The following is a 19,721-nucleotide window of genomic DNA, read 5'->3' as shown; positions in this document are numbered from 1 at the left end:
CGGTAGAATGCGCGGCATGGAAAATTCCACCAGCAAGCCGGACGCGGCGTCGTCACCGGCCGGGCGCGGCTTTACGTGGCCGGTGCGCGTCTACTACGAGGACACCGACGCCGGTGGCATCGTGTTTTACGCGAATTACCTGAAGTTCTTCGAACGCGCGCGCACCGAATGGCTGCGCGCGTGCGGCGTCGATCAGCGTCGGCTCGCCGAGGAAACGGGCGTGCTCTTCGTCGTGCGCAGCACCGCGCTCGACTACCGTTCGCCCGCGCGCCTCGACGACGTCGTCACCACCGTAAGCCGCGTCGAGAAGCTGGGCCGCGCCTCGGTCGACTTCATGCAGGAAGCGTGGCGCGAGAACACGCTGCTCGCCACGGGCACCATTCGTGTCGCCTGCGTCGACAGCACGGCCATGCGGCCCGCACCCATTCCGGCCCCCGTTCATGAAGCCTTGCAACGTGGACCCCAGAAAGACCTGTACGCCGTGTCAACGGCAGTGCAGTAATTACCGTTGATACGACGCCAGTGAACTCGCGCCGGTCAATGCAGGACCAAGCAGGGTTCGGCCGCGACGGCGCGAGAGCTTCCCAACCGCCTACAGGAAGCCTTGCGTTGTCTTGCAGCCGCTCGCCCCTTTCGGGACGTCACAACGAACCTATATGAACACTACACAAGATCTGTCGATCATTTCTCTCGTTCTTAATGCGAGCATACTGGCACAGGCGGTGATGGGGCTTCTTCTGCTCATGTCGCTGATTTCCTGGACTTTCATCTTCCGCAAGTGGTTTGCGATCCGCCGGGCGCGCTCCCAGACAGAGCGCTTCGAGCGCGACTTCTGGTCAGGCGGCGACCTGCAGGCGCTCTACCAGAGCGCAGCCAACAACCGTCACACGATCGGCGCGCTCGAGCGTATCTTTGAGTCGGGCATGCGCGAATTCCTGAAGGCGAAAGAGAAGCGCCTGAACGATCCGAGCCTCGTGCTCGACGGCGCCCGCCGCGCGATGCGCGCCGCCTTCCAGCGCGAAATGGACGCGCTCGAGGCGAACCTCTCGTTCCTCGCTTCGGTCGGCTCGGTGAGTCCGTACATCGGTCTTTTCGGCACCGTCTGGGGGATCATGAACGCGTTCCGCGGTCTCGCGAACGTGCAGCAGGCCACCCTCGCGAACGTCGCGCCCGGCATCGCCGAAGCGCTGACAGCGACCGCGATCGGTCTGTTCGCCGCCATTCCGGCGGTGGTCGCGTACAACAGCTACGCGCACGACATCGACCGTCTGGCGATCCGCTTCGAAACCTTCATCGAAGAGTTTTCGAACATCCTGCAGCGTCAGGCCCACTAATCTTCACGAAGCAAGGAGTCGAAGATGGGAGGCTCAGTCCGTTCGAGCATGCGAGGCAGCCGCTCGCGCCGTGCGATGGCCGACATCAACGTCGTGCCGTACATCGACGTGATGCTGGTGTTGCTCGTGATCTTCATGGTGACCGCGCCGCTCGTGGCGCCGTCCATCGTCAACCTGCCGACCGTCGGCGGCGCGTCGCAGCAGCAGCAGGTGCCGCCCGTCGTGGTCAATATTCGCCCCGACGGCAATCTGAGCGTACGCTACAAGGATGACTCCGGCGCCACGCAGCAGCAGACCATGTCGCGCGCCGATCTCAATGGCTTCGTGGCCGATCGCGAGCAGAGCCATCCCGACCAGCCCGTCGTGATCGCCGCCGACAAGTCCGTCAAATACGAGACGGTAATGAACGTGATGTCCGACCTGAAGTCGCATGGCGTCAAACGTGTCGGACTGCTCGTCAAATCGCAATGATCCGCAAGAACGATTCGTATCCGCTGCAGCCTCCGCGAGAGCGTGGCACGGGACGTGCTATCGCCCTCGCGGTGCTCATGCACGTGCTGCTCGGTCTGTTCCTCTATCACGGCATCCACTGGCAGAACAGCACGCCGGCGGGTGAAGAGGCGGAACTGTGGACCGAGGTGCCGGACCTGTCGACACCGAAGCCGCTGCCGCCGCCCGCGCCGGTCGCTCCTGCCCCGCCGCCGCCGCAAACCGAGGAAGCCGACATTGCGCTGCAACAGCAAAAGCGTAAGCAGCAGGAAGCGCAGCGCGAGGCGCAACTGGCCGAGCAGCAGCGTCTGAAAGCCCAGCAGGAAGCCGAAGCGAAGCGTCAGCAGCTCGCGGCCCAGCAGGCTGCGCAGCTCGCCGCGCAGCAGAAGGCGGAAAAGCTCAAGCAGCAGCAGGAACAGCAGCAGGCCGCGGCGGAGAAGCAAAAGCAGCAGCAACAGCAGCAGGACGCGCTCAAGAAGCAGCAGCAGGAAGAAGAGCAGCAGAAGCAGGCGAAGCTCGACGCGCAGAAGAAGGCCGATGCGGAGAAGGCGGCCAAGGCGAAAGCGCAAGCTGACGCCCAGGCGAAGAAGCTCGACGCGGAACGCCGCGCCCGCATCGCGCAGATGCAAGGCGCGATGGGCGGCGGCGAAGGCTCGAGCGGCAACGGTCTTGCGAAGAGCGGCACGGGCAGCGGCTCGGGCGGCAACGCGACGTCGCCGGGCTACGCCGACAAGGTGCGCCGCCGCGTGCGTCCGAACATCGTGTGGTCGGGCGAAACGTCGGGTCTCGAGACGGAGATCGCGGTGCGCTGCTCGCCGACCGGCACGCTGCTTTCGGCGACGATCTCGCGCAGCAGCGGCAACTCGTCGTGGGACGACGCCGCGTTGCGGGCAGTTCAGCGCTCGGATCCGATGCCGGTCGATACCGACGGCAAGGCGCCTTCGAGCTTCAAGATCACCTTGCGCCCGGCAGGTTAATGGCGAGCGCAAGGCGCAGAAAGGTTGAGGAAAGCCGCCGCGCAACAGTGGCTAAAAAGGAACGATTCGAACGTTTTCGGGTCAGTCTGCTGTTGCGCGTTATGACAAAATTGCTTTTTTCAGGAAATATCACAGCATGACATTGATGACGAAGCTTGGCCTGCGAACCCTCGTCGCGTCCTGCCTGATCACGGCGGGCGGAGCGGCGAACGCACAACTCAACGTCCTCGTCACCGGCGTGGGCTCTACCCAGTTCCCCATCGCCACGGCTAACTTTGCCGGTGAAGCGAATTCGCCCGAGCAGGTCGCGGCCATCGTCCGCGCCGACCTGCAACGCAGCGGGAAATTTACCAATATCGACGCCGGCAGCGCACCGATCTCGGAAAACGACTCCGTCGACCTCGGCAGCTGGAAGGCCAAGGGCGCCAACGCGTTCGTTGCGGGCAGCGTGAACAAGCTCGCCAACGGCCAGTACGAAGTGCGCTTCAAGCTCTACGACACCGTGAAGGGCGAAAGCCTCGGCGGCCTCGTGCTCACGAGCCCGGCAAGCGGCCTGCGCATGAGCGCGCACAAGGTTGCCGACTACATCTATCAGAAGCTGCTCGGCGATCGCGGCGTGTTCGCCACGCGTCTTTCATACGTGATCAAGACGGGCGGCCGCTTCCAGTTGCAGGTTTCGGACTCCGATGGACAAGACGCGCACATCGCGCTGTCGAGCCCCGAGCCGATCATCTCGCCGTCCTGGTCGCCCGACGGCACCAAGGTCGCTTACGTATCTTTCGAAAAGAAGAAGCCGATCGTCTACGTGCATGACCTGCCGACGGGTCGCCGCGTGATCATTTCGGACCAGAAGGGCAACAATTCGGCGCCGGCCTGGTCTCCCGACGGCCGCACGCTCGCGGTAGCACTGTCGCGCACGGGCAACACGCAAATCTTCGCCGTCAATGCCGACGGCTCCGGCCTGCACCGCCTCACGCAAGGCACGACGATCGACACCGAACCCAACTACTCTCCTGACGGACGCTGGATTTATTTCACGAGCGACCGCGGCGGCCAGCCTCAGATTTACAAGATGCCGGCCCAGGGCGAAAGCGCCGGAGCGGCACAGCGTGTGACGTTCACGGGCAACTACAACACGAGCCCGAAGGTCAGCCCGGACGGTAAGCAACTGGCGTACATCTCACGCACGGGCGGCGGATTTAAGCTGTACATTCAAGATCTGCAGTCCGGTGTCGCCACTGCGCTCACCGACACGACACATGACGAATCGCCCAGCTTCGCGGCGAACGGTCAGTACATTCTTTACGCCACACAGGTGAACGGCCGTGGCGTGCTGGCCGCAGTATCGACCGACGGTCGTACGCGGCAAATCCTGTCCGTTCAGGGCGGCAGCGTACGCGAGCCGTCCTGGGGTCCTTTTATGCAATAACACTTCAGGAGAGAAAAAATGATGTCGAAGAAAGTACGCCTGGCCTTGGCCGTTTTGATGATCGGTGCACTGGCAGCGTGCAAGTCGGGTGTCAAGGAAACGAACCCGAACGCCGGTGCGATGAACACCCAGCCGAACCCGAACGCGGTCGCCCAGGTGAACGTCGATGAGCTGAACAACCCGAACAGCCCGCTCGCCAAGCGCAGCGTGTACTTCGATTTCGACAGCTACGCCGTCAAGGACGACTACCAGTCGCTGCTGCAAGCTCACGCACAGTACCTCAAGACGCACCCGGAACGTCACGTCCTGATCCAGGGCAACACCGACGAGCGCGGCACGAGCGAATACAACCTGGCGCTGGGTCAAAAGCGTGCTGAAGCGGTCCGTCGCGCCCTCTCGCTGATGGGCGTGCCCGATTCGCAAATGGAAGCTGTCAGCCTCGGTAAGGAAAAGCCGGTCGCAACGGGCCACGACGAAGCATCGTGGGCGCAGAACCGCCGTGCTGACCTCGTGTATCAACAGTAATTGAGCATTGGATGAAGGGGCGTATGTCGCACCGTTTCTCCCCGCTGCGCGCAGCCGCAGCCGCCTGCGTGGCTGGCGTCGCCTTTGCGGCGCTGCCGGCCCACGCGGGTATCTTCGATGACGATCAGGCGCGCCAGGCGATTCTCGACCTGCGCGCGAAAACGGACAGCCTGTCCAGCCAGCTGTCCGCCGCTCAACGCACGATCCTCGACCAGTCCAACCACCTCGACCAGCTCAACCAGCAGGTCGCGACGTTGCGCGGACAGAACGAGGATATGGCGAACCAGTTGGCGACCCTGCAGAAGCAACAGAAGGACTACTACACGGATCTCGACACGCGACTCAAGAAGTTCGAGCCGCAGCAGGAGACCGTGGACGGCATGCAAGGCACGGTTCAGCCGGGCGAGATGGACGCGTTCAACGCCGCTTCGCAGCAGTTCCGCAACGGCGACTTCAAGAACGCGGCGGCATCGTTCCGCAGCTTCATCGCGAAGTTCCCGCAGAGTCCTTACCAGCCGACCGCGCAGTACTGGCTCGGCAACGCGCTCTATGCGCTGAAGGACTACAAGGGGTCGACCGCGACGTGGCAGAACGTCGTCAACAAATACCCGCAGCATCCGCGTGCGCCCGAGGCGCTGCTGGCCATTGCGAACAACCAGATCGAGCAGGGGCAAAAGGCTGCGGCCAAACGCACGCTCGAACAGGTCGTTTCGCAGTACGGCAACTCGGATGTCGCCCAGACGGCGCAGAGCAAGCTTGCACAGCTCAAATAAGCGCTGCTGGCTGGTTTTGGCGTGACGTGGCGCTGGTGTAATGCCAAAGCCGCGAAATGCGCCTCTCGCATACAGGGAAGGCCCGGGGCACGGCGTGCTCCGGGCGTTTCCATCGGTTTTATGACGGCAAAGGTTGACGTGTTGACCCGGCGCCGCTATAATCCCGCTTCTCTTTTGGGTCGTTAGCTCAGCTGGTAGAGCAGCGGACTTTTAATCCGTTGGTCACAGGTTCGAATCCCGTACGGCCTACCAAAGCATCAAACAGAAAGCCCAGTCTCCGGACTGGGCTTTTTGCCTTGCAGCGTACGGCGCAAGCTCAAGCGGTTTGAGTGACTCGGCGCGCGAGCATGCGCCCAGCATGTATACTCCCTGCTCCCCCGCCGTCACATCCCCGCTGCACAGGCCACGTCATCATGAAGTTCACGACCCTTGCCTGCGCCCTGCTCGCGCTATTCTGGCTCAGTCTGCGCGTTCAGGCGCAAATCCAGCCGCAACCCGAAGACTACGCATACCTGCGCCGCATTCGCGTGCCGGACGCCGTCGTCAATTGCGTCGCCGCGCTCGACCAGTGGGTGCACAAGGCGCAGCGCTACGATTCGCTGCTCGTGCCCGATCGGCGCGCGCTCTCGGCGACGATCGAGCAGCCAGTGCGCGCCAATGCCACGCCCGCGCCCGCCGCGAGCGACACGCTCACGCCGGTCCCGTCCATCGACACGCTGATCCATCTGCGCGCCTTCGCCAAGGTCCGCGGCAAGTACGCCTGGGTGCCCGTGAAGGCCACCTGCGGCATCTGGCATTCGCATGTCGTCGATGTCGCGCTGTCGCCGCGCAGCACGCACGCAACCTCGCCGATCCAGTGACGACACTTCGTCGTCCTTATCGCTGCCCGCAACAAAAAAAAGCCCGCGCGCCTGACAGCGCACGGGCTTCGCATCGAGCGACGCGCGGTCCATGCCGCGCGCAAACTCAGTCTGCCTTGACGCCTTCCACCTGGATCTGCAGCGTCGTGGCCGTCTTGAAGCCATACGACTGGCCCCAGTTCACGCCGTAGTCCGCGCGGTCGAATTGCGCCGACGCGTCCGCGCCGCACACCTCACGCTTGAGCATCGGGTTCTGGAAGCACTTGAACGAGTCGATCTTCAGGTTCAGCGGCTTCGTCACGCCATGCAGCGTGAACGTGCCGATCACTTCCACGGGCTTGTCGCCGTCGAAGCGGATCGACGTGCCCTTGTAGGTGGCCGTCGGGTACTTCGCGGTGTCGAGGAATTCGGCCGAGCTCACATGCTTGTCGAGCTTCGCGTTGCCGGTATCGATCGACGCTGCGTCGATCGTCACGTCCACCGTGCCCGTCTTCGCCTCGCGGTCGAGCGTGACCGTGCCCGAGCTCTTCGTGAACTTGCCGCGCCACACCGAGACGCCGCCGAAGTGATCGGCTTCGAAGCTCGGATAGGTGTGCATCGGATCGAGGTTGTAGGTCGTGGCGGCTGCCAGCGCCGGCGTAGCGACGAAGGCGGCGAGCGAGGCGGCAACGGCCGCGGCGAAAATCGTGGTCTTCATGAATCGATTCCTGGTGCGGGAGAAACGGGGTGAAAAAGCGCTGCCGTACGCGCGTCAGTGCGCGGCGGACACGATGTGAAACTTGATCTGCACGTCGTCGGCGACGATCGAGGTGTCCTTCCACTCGCCCGAACCGATGCCGTACGCGAGGCGCTTGATGGGCAGCGTGCCGTCGAACACCTGGGTGGCGCCGTCCTTGCGGTACTGCACCGGCACGACGACGTCGGTCGTCTTGCCCTTGATGGTCAGCTTGCCAGCCACCGTGAACGCGCCGTTCGCGCCGGCTTTGATCTGCGTGGAGACGAAGGTCGCGTGCGGGAAGTGCGAGGCGTCGAACCACTCGTCGCCGGCGACTTCCTTGTTGTATTCCGGCGCGCCGAGGTCGAAGCTCGCCACCTCCACGTCGAGCTTCGCGCTCGATGCCGCGACGTTCGCCGGATCGAAGCGCACGTCGGCGGTGAAGTGATTGAAGCGGCCTTCGACCGGCACGTTCATCTGCTTGAACACGGCGCTCACGGAGTTCTTCGCGGCTTCGGCAGCAGCGTTGGCGTTGGTGGCGAAGGTCGTGGCAAACGCCGCGCCGGCGGCGAGCGCCGCGCCGAGCGCGACGACGGAGGCGGAATGGGCAAGACGCTGGATCATGGGCAGTCGGTCCAAGGTGGGAGGCATCGGGAAACGGAGTCGGCGCATGCGCGCCGCGAAGTCAGTCACGCGGTGTGCCGAACGGCAGCATGCGCGAGAGGATGTTCTGGCGGTCGATCAGCTGATGCTTGATGACGGCGAGCACGTGCAGCACGACGACGGTGAGCAAGGTGTAGTTCAACGAGATATGCACGACGCGCAGCACGCCCTTGAGCGCGGTGTCGGGGCTGATCAGCACAGGCATCGGCCAGATGCCGAGGTACACGACCTGGATGCCCGCCGCCGAGCTATAGAGGTAGCCCGTCACGGGAATCGCGACCATTAGCACGTAAAGCGCGGTGTGGCCCAGGTGCGCGGCGAGCCGTTCCCAGCCATGCATGGAGCCGGGCATCGCGGGCGCCCTGTGCGTGACGCGCCAGAGAATGCGCACGAGCACGAGCGCGAGCACGGTCACGCCAATCCACTTGTGCCACGAGAAGTAGCGCAGCTTGGTGGGCGTGATGCCGGGAATGTCGGTCATGATCCAGCCGAGCGCAAAGCCCCAGACGATCAGCGCGGCGATCAGCCAGTGCAGCAGCATGGCGACGCCGTTATAGCGCTCGGCGGGCTTGACGTCAGGGTTCATCGGCATACGACTCCATTATTCGAGGTGTGCACTTTACCCGGCCAAACCTATTCAAACAATCGTCTAAAATGGATGGTTATCATCCATTTTTTCGATAGATCGAAAAGGACCGTACCTCGTGGACCGCACCTCGGACCGCTCCCCTAGCCTCGAGCAGCTGCGCGCGCTGATCGCCGTCGCCGAAACCGGCAGCTTCTCGGCGGCGGCGCGCCAGCTCGACCGCGCGCAGTCGGTGGTCAGCTATACGATCGCCAATCTCGAGGCGCTGCTGGGCGTCGCGCTGTTCGAGCGCGGCAAGCGCAAGCCGGAACTCACGGCCGCGGGCCGCGCGATCCTCGCCGACGCGCGCCGCCTCGATCTGCTCATGGGTCAGCTTAACGCCAAGGCGGCCGGCCTGCAGAGGGGGCTCGAGGGCGAGGTTTCGCTGGCCGTGGACGTGATGTTTCCGTCGCAGCGCCTCGTCGAGGCGCTGCAGGCATTCGCGTTCACGTTTCCCACCGTCGCGCTGAATCTCACCATGGAAGCGCTCGGCGGCGTGCTCAAGCTCGTGCTCGACGGCGACTGCGCGGTGGGGATCAGCGGGCCGAACCACAACTGGCCGCACGTGATCGAGGCGCAGTCCATCGGCACCGTGGAACTCGTGCTCGTGGCCGCCCCCTGCCATCCGCTCGCCAAGGCGGAGCACCCCGTGCGCATTTCGGACGCGCGCGAGCACACGCAGCTGGTGCTCACCGACCGCAGCCGCCTGACCGAAGGCCAGAACTTCGGCGTGTACAGCAATCGCGCGTGGAAGCTCGGCGACCTCGGCGCGAAGCACCGGCTGCTGCTCGCGGGCCTCGGCTGGGGGTCGATGCCGAAGCACCTCGTGGAAGGCGATCTCGAAGCCGGGCGGCTCGTGCGCGTCGCGCTCGCGGACCGGCGCTCGGTGAGCTACAACATCTCGCTGATTCATCGCACCGACGCGGCGCGCGGCCCCGCCAGCGAGTGGCTCTGCCACTACCTCACGAAGGGCGCGCCGCCGCAGTCGCCGTTGCCCGACGCCCGCTGAACGCTGAACTGGCGCGCAAGCGATGCGCGTGCGGGTGGTACGAACGCCACCCCGCGCACGCCTGCATCTCGCCTTGGCGAGGCAGGGTGCGCCGCCCGCTTCAGCCCTTCTTGACCCTGGCAGGCTTGTCAGCCTTAGCCGGCGCCGCCGACGGCGCTGCCGGCGCGGCTGGCACCACGCCCGACCAGCCCGGCAGATAACGCGCGTCGGGATCGTGTGCGTGCGACAGCGCGTCGGCGAGCGCCGCGTCGAAGTCCTTGCGCAGGCGCGTTTCTGATACCTTGCGGCGCAGATAGTCGGCCCACAGGAATTCGCTGAACGGCGTCGTGTCCTTCGCGTAGCCGCCCGACGTGCGCAACTCGCCCGCGAGGCTGCGATACGGATCGTCGGCAAGCCCAAGGAGCTGCCTGGGCAACTGGTCGAATTCGCAGCGCTCGCCCGCGGCATCGAACGGATGCACCCACTGGTTGTGCTCCATCATGCGCCAGAAGATGGTGGGCTCGAGCCACGAGAGATCCTTGAGGACGGTCACCCGCACGCTCTCGACCGATTCTTCGAGCCACGCGCGGCCGAGGTGGTGATGATCCACCACGTAGTAGCGCGACTTCGGCCCGAGCACGGCGGGAAACCAGTGCGAGTCGATGGCCGCCGCGCGCCCCTTCTTGTCGAGCGTCTGCCAGTGCGCGCGCTTGGCGTTCACCTCCCGAAAGCCCACCGTGATCTGCGTGGGACGCAACTCGTCGAGCTTCACGGTGATGAGATGGAGATCGGTGTTCGGCAGGTTCATGGCGGGCCTCCTGTTTAGTGTCGGTTGGTGTCGGGGTCGATCGCGCAACGATACAGCCGAACGGTCATGCATGCCGCATCGAGCGGACGCGCGCCGCGCGCTCCGTGCACAGGGTCAACCCTGAGACCGCCGGGCACGCTGGATGCACGCTTTCGCCGCTTCGCCTATAAATGCGCCAAGGGACAGTCGGCGCGAACCACCGCGCCCGTCATGCTCCCGCCGCTGTCAGTTGCACGTCTTCCAGGCTCAACCAACGACACAAGCGAGGGCATTTTGGATCTCGAAACTATCCGCGTATTCATCATGACCCGGGGCATCGACTTCGGGACCAAGGTCCTGGCGGCGATCGTCCTGTGGATCATCGGACGCTGGGCCATCAACCTCGTCGCCGGTGTGCTGCGCAAGGTGCTCGCGCGCAACGAGCGCGTCGATCCCACGCTCGCGCATTACCTCAGTTCGATCCTCGCCGCCGTGTTGAACCTGCTGCTGGTCCTCGCGATCCTGCAGGTGTTCGGCGTGCAGACCACCTCGTTCGCGGCGCTCCTCGCCGGTCTCGGCCTCGCCATCGGTACCGCGTGGGGCGGCCTGCTCGCGCATTTCGCGGCGGGCGTGTTCATGCAGGTGCTGCGCCCGTTCAAGGTGGGCGACTTCGTGACGGCCGGAGGCGTGACGGGCACCGTGAAGGAACTCGGCATCTTCGGCACGACCATCATCTCGCCGGACAACGTGGTCAACATCGTCGGCAACAACAAGATCTTCTCGGACACCATCTCGAACTACAGCGCGACGCCCGTGCGCCGCGTGGAGCTGACCGCGAAGATCGCCAACGGCGTCGATCCCGTCGATGCGGCCAGCCGCCTGCGCGCGGCCATCGCGAAGATTCCGAACGTCGCGCAGGAGCCGCCGCCCGACGTCGAGATTCTCTCGTTCACGCCCGAAGGCCCGCTGCTGGCCGTGCGGCCTTACACCAGCAATGACAGCTACTGGCAGGTGTACTTCGACACCAACCGCACGATAGTCGAGACCTTCAAGGACGCGGGCTACCCGACGCCCGAGACGCCCTCGATCATTCGCCGCGTGGGCGCCTAGCGCGCCGCGTTCGACGCACCCGCCAAAACAAAACGGCATCGCCTTCGCAGGCGATGCCGTTTTTCTTTGCGTTGCCGCCTGGAGGCGAGGCGCCGGACGCTCAACCGCCGTTGGGCTTGCGCACGGCGCCGCCACGCGAGTCCTTGCGCAGCATCTTCCACACGCCGCCGATCAGGATCGGCACGATCGCCGCGCCGATGCCGACGAGCACGATCACGTTGAGGTACTGGCGAATGAACGGAATGTTGCCGAAGAAGTAGCCGAGCAGCACGAGCAGCAACACCCAGAACAGCGCGCCCGTGACCGTGTAAAACTGAAAGCGTCGCATAGGCATTTGCGAGACGCCCGCCACGAACGGCGCGAACGTCCGCACGACAGGAATGAAGCGCGCGAGCACGATGGTCTTGCCGCCGTGGCGCTCGTAGAATTCGTGGGTTTTCTGCAGTGCGGCGCGGTCGAGGAAGCGTTCGAGCACGGGAATGTGCGTATTGAACACCTTCGGCCCGATGGCGCGCCCAATCAGAAAGTTCACCGTATTGCCGAGGACTGCCGCCACGAGCAGCAGCACGATCAGCACGCCGAGATTCATTTCATGCGTCGCGGCAAACGCGCCGCCGATGAAGAGCAGCGAGTCGCCGGGCAGAAACGGCAGCACCACGAGCCCGGTTTCGCAGAACACGATCAGGAACAGCACCGCGTAGACCCAGCCGCCGTATTGCTGGATGAAGACACCGAGAAACTTGTCGATATGCAAGACAAGATTGACGAACTGCAGGAGCGTATCCAAAAGTGTCCCTTATTGATCGCGGGCCGCGCGCCTGAAAAAAGCGCGTTCGCCCTGTGTTGCGCGAGAAGCCAAATTGACCGCGCCATGATACCGAAAGTGCCCGCGCGTCACGAAAATATCCCGTCAATTTCGGTGAATTTGCGCACAAAGCGCGGCTAGATGAGGGTTTCGCGGGCGCTCAAGCGCGTCGGGTCCGCAGGCGCCGACTCGCTATAATTGCGCGCATGTCTTCGAATTCCGAACCCACCGGCGCCGCGCCGGATTCCGCCAGCGCCGCCGTCGCATCGCGCGCCGCGCAGCCCGCGCGCGCGATCCAGGCGCTGCCCGACCAGCTCATCAGCCAGATCGCCGCGGGTGAAGTGGTCGAGCGGCCCGCCTCCGTCGTCAAGGAACTGCTCGAAAACGCGCTCGACGCGGGCGCGAGCACGCTGCGCATCCTGCTCGACGAGGGCGGCGTCAAGCGGATCTCCATCGCCGACGATGGCTGCGGGATTCCCGAAGCCGAACTCCCGCTCGCGCTCATGCGCCACGCCACGAGCAAGATCCGCTCGCTTGCCGAACTGGAGAGCGTCGCGACGCTCGGGTTCCGCGGCGAAGCGCTGGCGTCGATCGCCTCGGTGGCCGAGATGTCGATCACGAGCCGTAGCGCCGACGCGCCGCACGCCGTGAAGATCGAGGGGCACACCGGCGCGATCTCGCCGGCTGCGGGCGGCCAGGGCACCACCATCGAAGTGCGCGAGCTGTACTTCAACACGCCCGCGCGCCGCAAGTTCCTCAAGAGCGAGCAGACCGAACTGGGCCATTGCCTCGAGATGATCCGCCGCAGCGCGCTCGCGCGCCCGGACGTCGCGATCTCGGTGCTGCACAACGGCCGCGCGGTCGAGCACTGGAACGCGAGCGATCCGGCCACGCGCGTCTCGAAGATCCTCGGCGAAGTGTTCGCCACGGCGCATTTGCCGCTCGACGAGCGCGCCGGTCCGCTCGCCGTGTACGGTTGTGCAGGGCTGCCGACGGCGAGCCGCAACCGCGCCGACCAGCAGTACTTCTTCGTGAACGGCCGCTTCGTGCGCGACAAGCTGCTCACGCACGCGGTGCGCTCGGCGTACGAGGACGTGCTGCACGGCGACCGCTACCCGTCGTACGTGCTGTTCCTCGACCTGCCGCCCGAAGCCGTCGACGTGAACGTGCATCCCTCGAAGATCGAAGTGCGTTTCCGCGATTCGCGCTCGATTCACCAGTTCGTGTTTCATGCCGTGCAGCGCGCGCTCGCCCGCCACGCGGGTGCCTCGCCCGAGACCACCTCGGGCGGCCATGCCGCTGCGCTGATCGAGCCGCGGGCGCTGCCGGGCGCCGGGGTGCTGGGCGCCTCGGTGGGGCTGGCTTCGGGCGCGGCCGACTCCGCGCGTGGAGGCGCAGCGCCCGGCGCCAGGGGCGGCTTCGGCGCCGACGGCAAGTTCGGCACTGCGAGCGTGGCGAGCAGCTTTGGCGGCGGCATGGGTGGCGCGCTCTCGCGCGCGTCGGGATTCGGCCAGCCAGGCGGCGGCGCTGCCAGCGCGGGCAGCGGCAACACCTGGCTGCGCCAGTCGCGCATGACGCAAGGCAGCCTGCCCGTCGCGCAGCCGCTTGCACTGTATGACGCGTTGTTCGGCCGCAAGGATGTCGGCGCCGGCACGGCGCAAGGTTCGACCGTGCTGCAGGCGCAAGACGGCGCAGTGGATGCGTTCGCTGCCGGCGCGCCGAACGCCGCCTTCGAAGCCGGCGAGGACCATCCGCTCGGCTTCGCGCTCGGCCAGGTCCATGGCATCTACGTGCTCGCGCAGAACGCGCGCGGCCTCGTGATCGTCGACATGCACGCCGCGCACGAGCGCATCCTGTACGAGCAGTTCAAGCAGGCCCTCGCCGAACGCTCGCTCGCGGTGCAGCCCTTGCTGATCCCGATCTCGATGACGGCCGATCCCGTCGAAACCGGCACCGTCGAGGAAGAAAAGGCCACGCTCGAAGCGCTGGGTTTCGATCTCGCCGTCCTCTCGCCCACCTCGATTGCGATCCGCGCGGTGCCCGCGCTCCTCAAGGACGCCGATCTCCAGGCGCTCGCGCGCGCCGTGCTCGCCGACCTGCACGAGTACGGCGGCTCGCGCGTGCTCACCGAGCGCCAGCACGAGATGCTCGGCACGCTCGCCTGCCATCATGCGGTGCGCGCGAACCGGCGTCTCACGCTCGACGAAATGAACGCGCTCCTGCGCCAGATGGAAGCCACCGAGCGCGCCGACCAGTGCAACCACGGCCGGCCGACCTGGTACCAGCTCACGCTCGCCGATCTCGATCGGCTCTTCATGCGCGGTCAATGACGCAGTCTACGGAACCAACCGACGCAGCGCTGCCCGTCGCGTGTCTGCTCGGCCCCACTGCCTCGGGCAAGACGGCGGCCGCGCTCGCGTATGCCGCGCAGTCGGCGGCGCGCGGGCGCACGGTGGAAATCGTGAGCGTCGATTCGGCGCTTGTGTATCGAGAGATGGACATCGGCACGGCGAAGCCGAGCGCCGCGGAGCGTGCGGCCGCCGCGCATCATCTGATCGATATCGTCGATCCTCAGGATGCCTATTCGGCCGCGGACTTTCGCGCCGACGCACTGCGCGTGACGGGCGAGATCGTCGCGCGCGGGCACGTGCCGCTGCTCGTGGGCGGGACGATGCTCTACTACAAGGCGCTCACGCAAGGCCTCAACGACCTGCCCTCGGCCGATCCGGCCGTGCGCGCGCAACTCGACGCCGAAGCCGCACGCGACGGCTGGCCCGCCATGCACACCCGCCTCGCGCAGGTCGATCCGGCCACGGCTGCACGCCTCGCCCCGAACGACTCGCAGCGCATCCAGCGTGCGCTCGAGATCTTCATGCTGAGCGGGCAGCCGATGTCGGTGCTGCTCGCCGCGCCGTCCACACGCGAGGATGAAGCCGCGCGTTACCGCTTCGTGCCCGTCGCGCTCGAGCCGTCCGATCGCAGCGTGCTGCACGCGCGCATCGAAGCGCGCTTCGATGCGATGCTCGCGGGCGGTCTCATCGACGAGGTGAAGGCGCTGCGTGCGCGCGGCGACCTGAACCCGAACCTGCCGTCGATGCGCTGCGTGGGGTATCGCCAGGTTTGGGAATACCTCGATGGCGAGGTCGATTACGACACCATGCGCGACAAGGGCGTGTTCGCCACCCGCCAGCTCTGCAAGCGCCAGCTCACGTGGCTGCGCGCCATGCCGGAGCGCATCGTCGTGGATTGCTGCGCGCAGGATGCGACCGAACAGGCCGTCGCGGCAGTCGCGCAGATCGGCGGCTGAGGCCGCCGCCCCCGCCGACCCTTTTTCCCCGCTTTCTACCCCGGGCGCTTTGTGCGCCACAACATCCTCGCTCGGCCCGCAGGTGGGGCACGTCCGTGCGCTGCACGCGCACGCGCGCCCTCCCCCGCCGCAGCGCGCCACCGAAAACCGCCCTCGCCCGCTTGACTTTCGATCGACCGGATACGATCATTCGTTCATCACTAGAGCAATTGCTCAGGCTCGAGCCGATCGGCCGCTTTGAGTAAGGAGACACCGAATGAACACCGAACGCAGCAATGCGAACGTGATCCTGCACATCGGCGCCGGGTCGTTTCACCGGGCGCATCAGGCGTGGTACCTGCATCGCGTGAACCTCGCGCGCAAGCCCGACGAGGCCGCCTGGTCGCTCACCGTCGGCAACATCCGCTCCGACATGAACGCCGTGATGGACGCGCTGGCCGCGCAGAACGGCGTCTACACGCTCGAAACGGTCACGCCGCAGGGCGAGCGCGCTTACGAGACGATCCGCTCGATCACGCGCGTGCTGCCGTGGTCCGCCGATCTCGCTAGCCTGATCGACGCAGGCGCCGACGCGAACTGCAGGATCGTCGCGTTCACCGTGACCGAAGGCGGCTATTACCTCGACGAACACGACCGCCTCGACACCGCGAACCCCGACCTCGCCGCCGACCTCAAGGGCGGCCGCACGACGATTTACGGCGCGCTCGCCGCGATCCTCGAAGCGCGCAAGGCGCGCGACGGCGGCCCCGTCACGCTGCAGACCTGCGACAACCTGCGCAGCAATGGCAAGCGCTTTCATGCGGGCATGCGCGAATTCCTCGCGCTGCGCGGCGCAACGGATCTGCGCGACTGGTTCGACGCGAACACGGCGTGCCCCGACTCCATGGTCGACCGCATCACGCCGCGCCCCACGCCCGACGTGCGCGAGCGCGTAAAAGCGGCGACCGGCGTGGACGACGCCTGCCCGGTGATGGGCGAGGCGTTCATCCAGTGGGTGATCGAGGATCACTTCTGCGCAGGGCGGCCCGCCTGGGAGCGCGCCGGCGCGGAGATGGTCGAATCGGTGATGCCCTACGAGGAAGCGAAGATCCGCATCCTCAACGCTACGCACAGCTGCATAGCGTGGGCGGGCACGCTCGTCGGGCTCGACTTCATCCACGAAGGCACCCACGACGCCGACATCCGCACCTTCGCGCGCGAGTACGTGAGCGAGGACGTGATTCCCTGCCTCACGCCCAGCCCGCTCGATCTCGCGAAGTATCGCGACGTCGTGCTCGAACGCTTCAGCAATCCGTACATCCAGGACACGAACCAGCGCGTGGCCGCCGACGGCTACTCGAAGATCCCCGGCTTCATCGCGCCCACGCTCGCGCAACGCATCGCCGGGGGCGCGACGCCCGCCGCCACGGCCATGCTGCCCGCGCTCTTCCTGCGCTTTCTGGAACGCTGGCACAAGGGCACGCTGCCCTACCGCTACCAGGACGGCGTCATGGACGAAGCGGCCGTGCACCGCATGTTCGAGAGCGGCGACCCCGTCTCGGCGTTTCTCGGCGACAAGCTGCTGTGGGGCGGCCTCGCCGGCAACCCGACACTGGGCGGCGCGGTGCGCGGCGCGCTCACGCGCGTCGACCAGTGGCTCGCCTCGCGCGGCTGCAGCGTTTGAAGACAGACCGCACCGTAATCCGCAACACCCGCGCCACGCGCGCCCTCCGGGTCGGCGCGCATGGCGTCGCGCCCGGCGCGCGGCTAAAGTAGCGCAACTCTCTTCACGACTTCAGCGCGCCTATGTATCTCGGCATCGACCTCGGCACCTCCGAAGTGAAAGTCCTGCTGCTCGCGCCCGACGGCCGCGTGATCGGCACCGCCGGCACGCCCTTCGTCGTCTCGCGCCCTCACCCGCGCTGGTCCGAGCAGAATCCCGCCGACTGGTGGGACGGCACGCGCCGCGCGCTCGCCGCGCTGCGCGAGGCGCATCCGCACGAATTCGCGCAGGTGCGCGGCATTGGCCTTTCCGGGCAGATGCACGGCGCCGTGCTGCTCGACGCGCACGACAACGTGCTGCGCCCCGCGATCCTCTGGAACGACATGCGCGCCGTGGACGAATGCGCCGAGCTCACCGCGCGCGCGCCGCAGCTGCATCGCATCGCGGGCAATCTCGCCATGCCGGGCTTCACCGCGCCCAAGCTGCTGTGGGTCGCGCGCCACGAGCCGCAAGTCTTTCGCGCAACGGCCTGTGTGCTGCTGCCGAAGGACTATCTGCGCCTGCAGCTCACCGGCGGCAAGGTCTCCGATCCATCGGATGCCGCGGGCACGCTCTGGCTCGACGTGGCCAAACGCGACTGGTCCGACGCGCTGCTCGACGCCTGCAACATGACGCGCGCGCAAATGCCCGCGCTCGCCGAAGGCAGTGCGCCGTCCGGCACGCTCCTGCCCGCGCTCGCGCGCGAATTCGGCTTGCGCGAGGACGTGGTCGTGGCGGCGGGCGGCGGCGACAACGCGACGAGCGCCATCGGCATCGGCGCCACGCAGCCCGGCGACGGCTTCGTCTCGCTCGGCACCTCGGGCGTGCTCTGCGTGGTGGGCGACCGTTTCCGGCCGAATCCCGCTTCCGCCGTGCACGCGTTCTGCCATGCCATTCCGGACCGCTGGCACCAGATGAGCGTCGTGCTTTCGGCGGCGAGCTGCCTGCGCTGGGTCTGCAAGCTCACGGGCACGAACGAGCCCACGCTGCTCGCCGAAGTCGAGCAGCTCAACGCGCCGACCCTCGCCGAGGCCCCGCTCTTCCTGCCGTATCTCTCGGGCGAGCGCACGCCGCACAACGACCCGTATGCGCAGGGTGTGTTCTTCGGCATGACGCACGCGACCGACCGCGCGCTGCTCGGCTACGCCGTGCTCGAAGGCGTGACGCTCGCGCTCACCGACGGCCTCGACGCGCTCGCGGCCGCGGGCACCGAAGTGGGTGCGCTGTCGATGCTGGGCGGCGGCGCGCGCAGCGGCTACTGGGCGCAACTGGTTGCGGACGCATTCGACACGCCCACGCGCCAGCACGGCGGCGGCGAGACGGGCGCGGCGCTCGGCGCGGCGCGGCTTGGCTGGCTCGCGGCGGGCGGCGACGCGCGTGAGGTGCTGACCAAGCCACCCGTGGTGGCCGAGTACACGCCCAACGCCGCGCGCCACGCGGCGCTGCGCGAGCGGCTCACCGCCTACCGCGCGCTGTACCGCCACGTGCGCCCGCTCTTCGAGCCCTCGCGCGAACGCCTCGCGTAACGCGTGCAGTACACTTCGGCCCCGCATCCCCCCGACCACCACCGTGCCCAAGTCCACCGAAAAACTCGATCTCGCGACCCGCGCCGCCTGGCTCTACTACGTGGCCGGCAACACCCAGAACGAAATCGCCGAGAAGCTGCAGGTGTCGCGCCCGGTGGCGCAGCGCCTCGTCGCGTTCGCGGTCGAGAAGAACCTCATTCGCGTGCGTGTCGATCATCGTCTCGCCGATTGTCTCGCGCTCGCCGACGCGCTTTCGAAGCGCTATGGCCTTTCGGTCTGCGAAGTGGTGCCCGTGGACAACGACACGCCCGAGGAAATCGACCGCAAGCTCGCCGTTGCAGGCGCGCAGGTGATGGAGCGCTACCTCACCGAAGAGCGGCCGATGGTGGTGGCCGTGAGCAGCGGTCGCACGCTCAAGGCCGCCGTCGATCAGATCGCGCAACTGGAGCGGCCACAGCATCGGCTGGTTTCGATGGTGGGCGCGATCGCCCAGGACGGCTCGTCGAACCGCTACGACGTCGCGCTGCACATCTCCGAGAAGACGGGTGGCAAGCACTTTCTGCTGCCCGCGCCGCTCATCGCGGATAACGAGGCCGAGCGCGCGCAATGGTGCAATCACCGGCTCTATCGCATCGTCGAGTCACTGTCGGGCGAGGCCGATGTCGCGTTCGTCGGCATCGGCAACATCGGCGAGCATTGCCCGCTGCATGAGGACGGCTTCATCACCTCCGACGAAGTGCGCGAACTGATGGACCAGGGTGCCATCGCCGAAATGCTCGGCCTGCCGATCGACGCCGCCGGCAAGCGCGTCGATTCGCCCACGGGCCGCCGCGTCACGAGCGTGTACCTCGATTCGCCGCCGCGACGTCCGACCATCGGCTTCGCCGGCGGCGCGCGCAAGCGCGAAGCGGTGATCGCGGCGCTCAACGGCGGCTGGCTCTCGGGGCTCGTCACCGACGAGCAGTGCGCGCGCGCCGCGATCGAACGCTAAGCCCCAAAAAGAAGCCCGCACGAAGCGGGCTGACAAAGGCAACCTCAGGTACCTCGCCACACAAGACACCGCCTCA

Annotated in this window: 20 protein-coding genes and 1 tRNA gene; 16 read left to right on the top strand and 5 right to left on the bottom strand. The window is 66.4% G+C overall.

Annotation, left to right across the window (positions count from 1 at the left end; genetic code table 11):
• Nucleotides 1–7 precede the first annotated feature (7 nt).
• The 9 genes from ybgC to AB4Y42_RS09925 all read left to right on the top strand — a co-directional run bounded on the left by ybgC (nt 8) and on the right by AB4Y42_RS09925 (nt 6,387).
• Complete coding sequence (gene ybgC / locus AB4Y42_RS09965) at nt 8–502, top strand: tol-pal system-associated acyl-CoA thioesterase (protein ID WP_069262809.1); 495 nt, start codon at nt 8–10, stop codon at nt 500–502.
• Nucleotides 503–656: 154 nt separating this feature from the next.
• The gene (gene tolQ / locus AB4Y42_RS09960) at nt 657–1,334 is read left to right on the top strand and encodes a protein TolQ (RefSeq protein WP_028205324.1); all 678 of its coding nucleotides are present in this window, start codon (nt 657–659) and stop codon (nt 1,332–1,334) included.
• Nucleotides 1,335–1,358: 24 nt separating this feature from the next.
• Entirely contained in the window at nt 1,359–1,805 is a 447-nt protein-coding gene (tolR, locus tag AB4Y42_RS09955) for a protein TolR (RefSeq protein WP_324152869.1), read from the top strand.
• A complete protein-coding gene (gene tolA, locus AB4Y42_RS09950; RefSeq protein ID WP_368694078.1) occupies nt 1,802–2,800 on the top strand; it encodes a cell envelope integrity protein TolA in 999 nt (332 codons plus the stop codon). The genes tolR and tolA overlap by 4 nt, the downstream gene beginning before the upstream one ends.
• Before the next feature lie 136 nt (nt 2,801–2,936).
• Nucleotides 2,937–4,229 carry a Tol-Pal system beta propeller repeat protein TolB gene (gene tolB, locus AB4Y42_RS09945; protein WP_342921148.1) on the top strand — a complete coding sequence of 431 codons (1,293 nt, stop codon included), beginning with the start codon at nt 2,937–2,939 and terminating at the stop codon, nt 4,227–4,229.
• 18 nt (nt 4,230–4,247) lie between these two features.
• Nucleotides 4,248–4,754, top strand: a complete 507-nt coding sequence (gene pal / locus AB4Y42_RS09940) for a peptidoglycan-associated lipoprotein Pal (protein WP_042266217.1) — start codon at nt 4,248–4,250, stop codon at nt 4,752–4,754.
• Between the two features lie 23 nt (nt 4,755–4,777).
• The gene (gene ybgF, locus AB4Y42_RS09935; RefSeq protein ID WP_266231215.1) at nt 4,778–5,527 is read left to right on the top strand and encodes a tol-pal system protein YbgF; all 750 of its coding nucleotides are present in this window, start codon (nt 4,778–4,780) and stop codon (nt 5,525–5,527) included.
• A 176-nt stretch (nt 5,528–5,703) separates the two neighbouring features.
• Nucleotides 5,704–5,779 (top strand) — tRNA-Lys (locus AB4Y42_RS09930).
• A 161-nt stretch (nt 5,780–5,940) separates the two neighbouring features.
• Nucleotides 5,941–6,387: a hypothetical protein gene (locus AB4Y42_RS09925; protein ID WP_368694077.1), complete on the top strand. Its 447-nt coding sequence runs from the start codon at nt 5,941–5,943 to the stop codon at nt 6,385–6,387.
• Nucleotides 6,388–6,493: 106 nt separating this feature from the next.
• Here the strand turns inward: AB4Y42_RS09925 and AB4Y42_RS09920 are convergent, their stop codons facing one another.
• From AB4Y42_RS09920 to AB4Y42_RS09910, 3 genes are all read right to left on the bottom strand, one after another.
• A complete protein-coding gene (locus AB4Y42_RS09920; RefSeq protein ID WP_368687628.1) occupies nt 6,494–7,084 on the bottom strand; it encodes a YceI family protein in 591 nt (196 codons plus the stop codon).
• A gap of 54 nt (nt 7,085–7,138) precedes the next feature.
• Nucleotides 7,139–7,726: a YceI family protein gene (locus AB4Y42_RS09915; protein ID WP_368687627.1), complete on the bottom strand. Its 588-nt coding sequence runs from the start codon at nt 7,724–7,726 to the stop codon at nt 7,139–7,141.
• Nucleotides 7,727–7,787: 61 nt separating this feature from the next.
• Complete coding sequence (locus AB4Y42_RS09910) at nt 7,788–8,351, bottom strand: cytochrome b (RefSeq protein ID WP_368687626.1); 564 nt, start codon at nt 8,349–8,351, stop codon at nt 7,788–7,790.
• Between the two features lie 118 nt (nt 8,352–8,469).
• Here AB4Y42_RS09910 and AB4Y42_RS09905 point away from each other — a divergent pair, with 118 nt between their 5' ends.
• A complete protein-coding gene (locus tag AB4Y42_RS09905; RefSeq protein ID WP_368687625.1) occupies nt 8,470–9,399 on the top strand; it encodes a LysR family transcriptional regulator in 930 nt (309 codons plus the stop codon).
• A 100-nt stretch (nt 9,400–9,499) separates the two neighbouring features.
• Here the strand turns inward: AB4Y42_RS09905 and AB4Y42_RS09900 are convergent, their stop codons facing one another.
• The gene (locus AB4Y42_RS09900) at nt 9,500–10,186 is read right to left on the bottom strand and encodes a ParB-like protein (RefSeq protein ID WP_368687624.1); all 687 of its coding nucleotides are present in this window, start codon (nt 10,184–10,186) and stop codon (nt 9,500–9,502) included.
• Between the two features lie 273 nt (nt 10,187–10,459).
• Between AB4Y42_RS09900 and AB4Y42_RS09895 the strand changes: the two genes are divergently transcribed.
• Nucleotides 10,460–11,275 carry a mechanosensitive ion channel family protein gene (locus tag AB4Y42_RS09895; protein ID WP_368687623.1) on the top strand — a complete coding sequence of 272 codons (816 nt, stop codon included), beginning with the start codon at nt 10,460–10,462 and terminating at the stop codon, nt 11,273–11,275.
• A 100-nt stretch (nt 11,276–11,375) separates the two neighbouring features.
• Here AB4Y42_RS09895 and AB4Y42_RS09890 read toward each other — a convergent pair whose 3' ends face one another.
• Nucleotides 11,376–12,062 carry a DedA family protein gene (locus AB4Y42_RS09890; protein ID WP_368687622.1) on the bottom strand — a complete coding sequence of 229 codons (687 nt, stop codon included), beginning with the start codon at nt 12,060–12,062 and terminating at the stop codon, nt 11,376–11,378.
• A 224-nt stretch (nt 12,063–12,286) separates the two neighbouring features.
• On the opposite strand from AB4Y42_RS09890, the gene mutL reads away from it, so the two are divergent.
• The 5 genes from mutL to AB4Y42_RS09865 all read left to right on the top strand — a co-directional run bounded on the left by mutL (nt 12,287) and on the right by AB4Y42_RS09865 (nt 19,645).
• Complete coding sequence (gene mutL, locus AB4Y42_RS09885) at nt 12,287–14,410, top strand: DNA mismatch repair endonuclease MutL (RefSeq protein ID WP_368694076.1); 2,124 nt, start codon at nt 12,287–12,289, stop codon at nt 14,408–14,410.
• A complete protein-coding gene (miaA, locus tag AB4Y42_RS09880) occupies nt 14,407–15,387 on the top strand; it encodes a tRNA (adenosine(37)-N6)-dimethylallyltransferase MiaA (RefSeq protein ID WP_368694075.1) in 981 nt (326 codons plus the stop codon). Before mutL ends, miaA begins: the two co-directional genes overlap by 4 nt.
• A 256-nt stretch (nt 15,388–15,643) precedes the next feature.
• Nucleotides 15,644–17,050: a D-arabinitol 4-dehydrogenase gene (gene dalD / locus AB4Y42_RS09875; RefSeq protein ID WP_368687619.1), complete on the top strand. Its 1,407-nt coding sequence runs from the start codon at nt 15,644–15,646 to the stop codon at nt 17,048–17,050.
• A 122-nt stretch (nt 17,051–17,172) separates the two neighbouring features.
• Nucleotides 17,173–18,654 (top strand): xylulokinase, encoded by a 1,482-nt coding sequence (xylB, locus tag AB4Y42_RS09870; protein WP_368694074.1) that lies wholly within the window; start codon nt 17,173–17,175, stop codon nt 18,652–18,654.
• Nucleotides 18,655–18,697: 43 nt separating this feature from the next.
• On the top strand, nt 18,698–19,645 hold the full coding sequence (locus tag AB4Y42_RS09865) for a sugar-binding transcriptional regulator (RefSeq protein ID WP_368687617.1): 948 nt from the start codon (nt 18,698–18,700) through the stop codon (nt 19,643–19,645).
• Nucleotides 19,646–19,721 lie beyond the last annotated feature (76 nt).

Origin of the sequence: Paraburkholderia sp. EG286B (assembly GCF_040965655.1) — a bacterium.
Lineage (GTDB): Bacteria > Pseudomonadota > Gammaproteobacteria > Burkholderiales > Burkholderiaceae > Paraburkholderia.
Note: the sequence above shows the minus strand (reverse complement) of the source record. Positions and strands in the feature narration are given on the sequence as shown.

Bases quoted from the DNA above. Each gene is read 5' to 3' on its own strand.
- AB4Y42_RS09925 (WP_368694077.1), top strand. From the start codon at position 5,941: ATGAAGTTCACGACCCTTGCCTGCGCCCTGCTCGCGCTATTCTGGCTC.
- tolQ (WP_028205324.1), top strand. From the start codon at position 657: ATGAACACTACACAAGATCTGTCGATCATTTCTCTCGTTCTTAATGCG.
- dalD (WP_368687619.1), top strand. From the start codon at position 15,644: ATGAACACCGAACGCAGCAATGCGAACGTGATCCTGCACATCGGCGCC.
- tolB (WP_342921148.1), top strand. From the start codon at position 2,937: ATGACATTGATGACGAAGCTTGGCCTGCGAACCCTCGTCGCGTCCTGC.
- tolR (WP_324152869.1), top strand. From the start codon at position 1,359: ATGGGAGGCTCAGTCCGTTCGAGCATGCGAGGCAGCCGCTCGCGCCGT.
- AB4Y42_RS09900 (WP_368687624.1), bottom strand. From the start codon at position 10,186: ATGAACCTGCCGAACACCGATCTCCATCTCATCACCGTGAAGCTCGAC.
- tolA (WP_368694078.1), top strand. From the start codon at position 1,802: ATGATCCGCAAGAACGATTCGTATCCGCTGCAGCCTCCGCGAGAGCGT.
- ybgC (WP_069262809.1), top strand. From the start codon at position 8: ATGCGCGGCATGGAAAATTCCACCAGCAAGCCGGACGCGGCGTCGTCA.
- ybgF (WP_266231215.1), top strand. From the start codon at position 4,778: ATGTCGCACCGTTTCTCCCCGCTGCGCGCAGCCGCAGCCGCCTGCGTG.
- miaA (WP_368694075.1), top strand. From the start codon at position 14,407: ATGACGCAGTCTACGGAACCAACCGACGCAGCGCTGCCCGTCGCGTGT.
- mutL (WP_368694076.1), top strand. From the start codon at position 12,287: ATGTCTTCGAATTCCGAACCCACCGGCGCCGCGCCGGATTCCGCCAGC.
- AB4Y42_RS09910 (WP_368687626.1), bottom strand. From the start codon at position 8,351: ATGAACCCTGACGTCAAGCCCGCCGAGCGCTATAACGGCGTCGCCATG.
- AB4Y42_RS09920 (WP_368687628.1), bottom strand. From the start codon at position 7,084: ATGAAGACCACGATTTTCGCCGCGGCCGTTGCCGCCTCGCTCGCCGCC.
- xylB (WP_368694074.1), top strand. From the start codon at position 17,173: ATGTATCTCGGCATCGACCTCGGCACCTCCGAAGTGAAAGTCCTGCTG.
- AB4Y42_RS09915 (WP_368687627.1), bottom strand. From the start codon at position 7,726: ATGATCCAGCGTCTTGCCCATTCCGCCTCCGTCGTCGCGCTCGGCGCG.
- pal (WP_042266217.1), top strand. From the start codon at position 4,248: ATGATGTCGAAGAAAGTACGCCTGGCCTTGGCCGTTTTGATGATCGGT.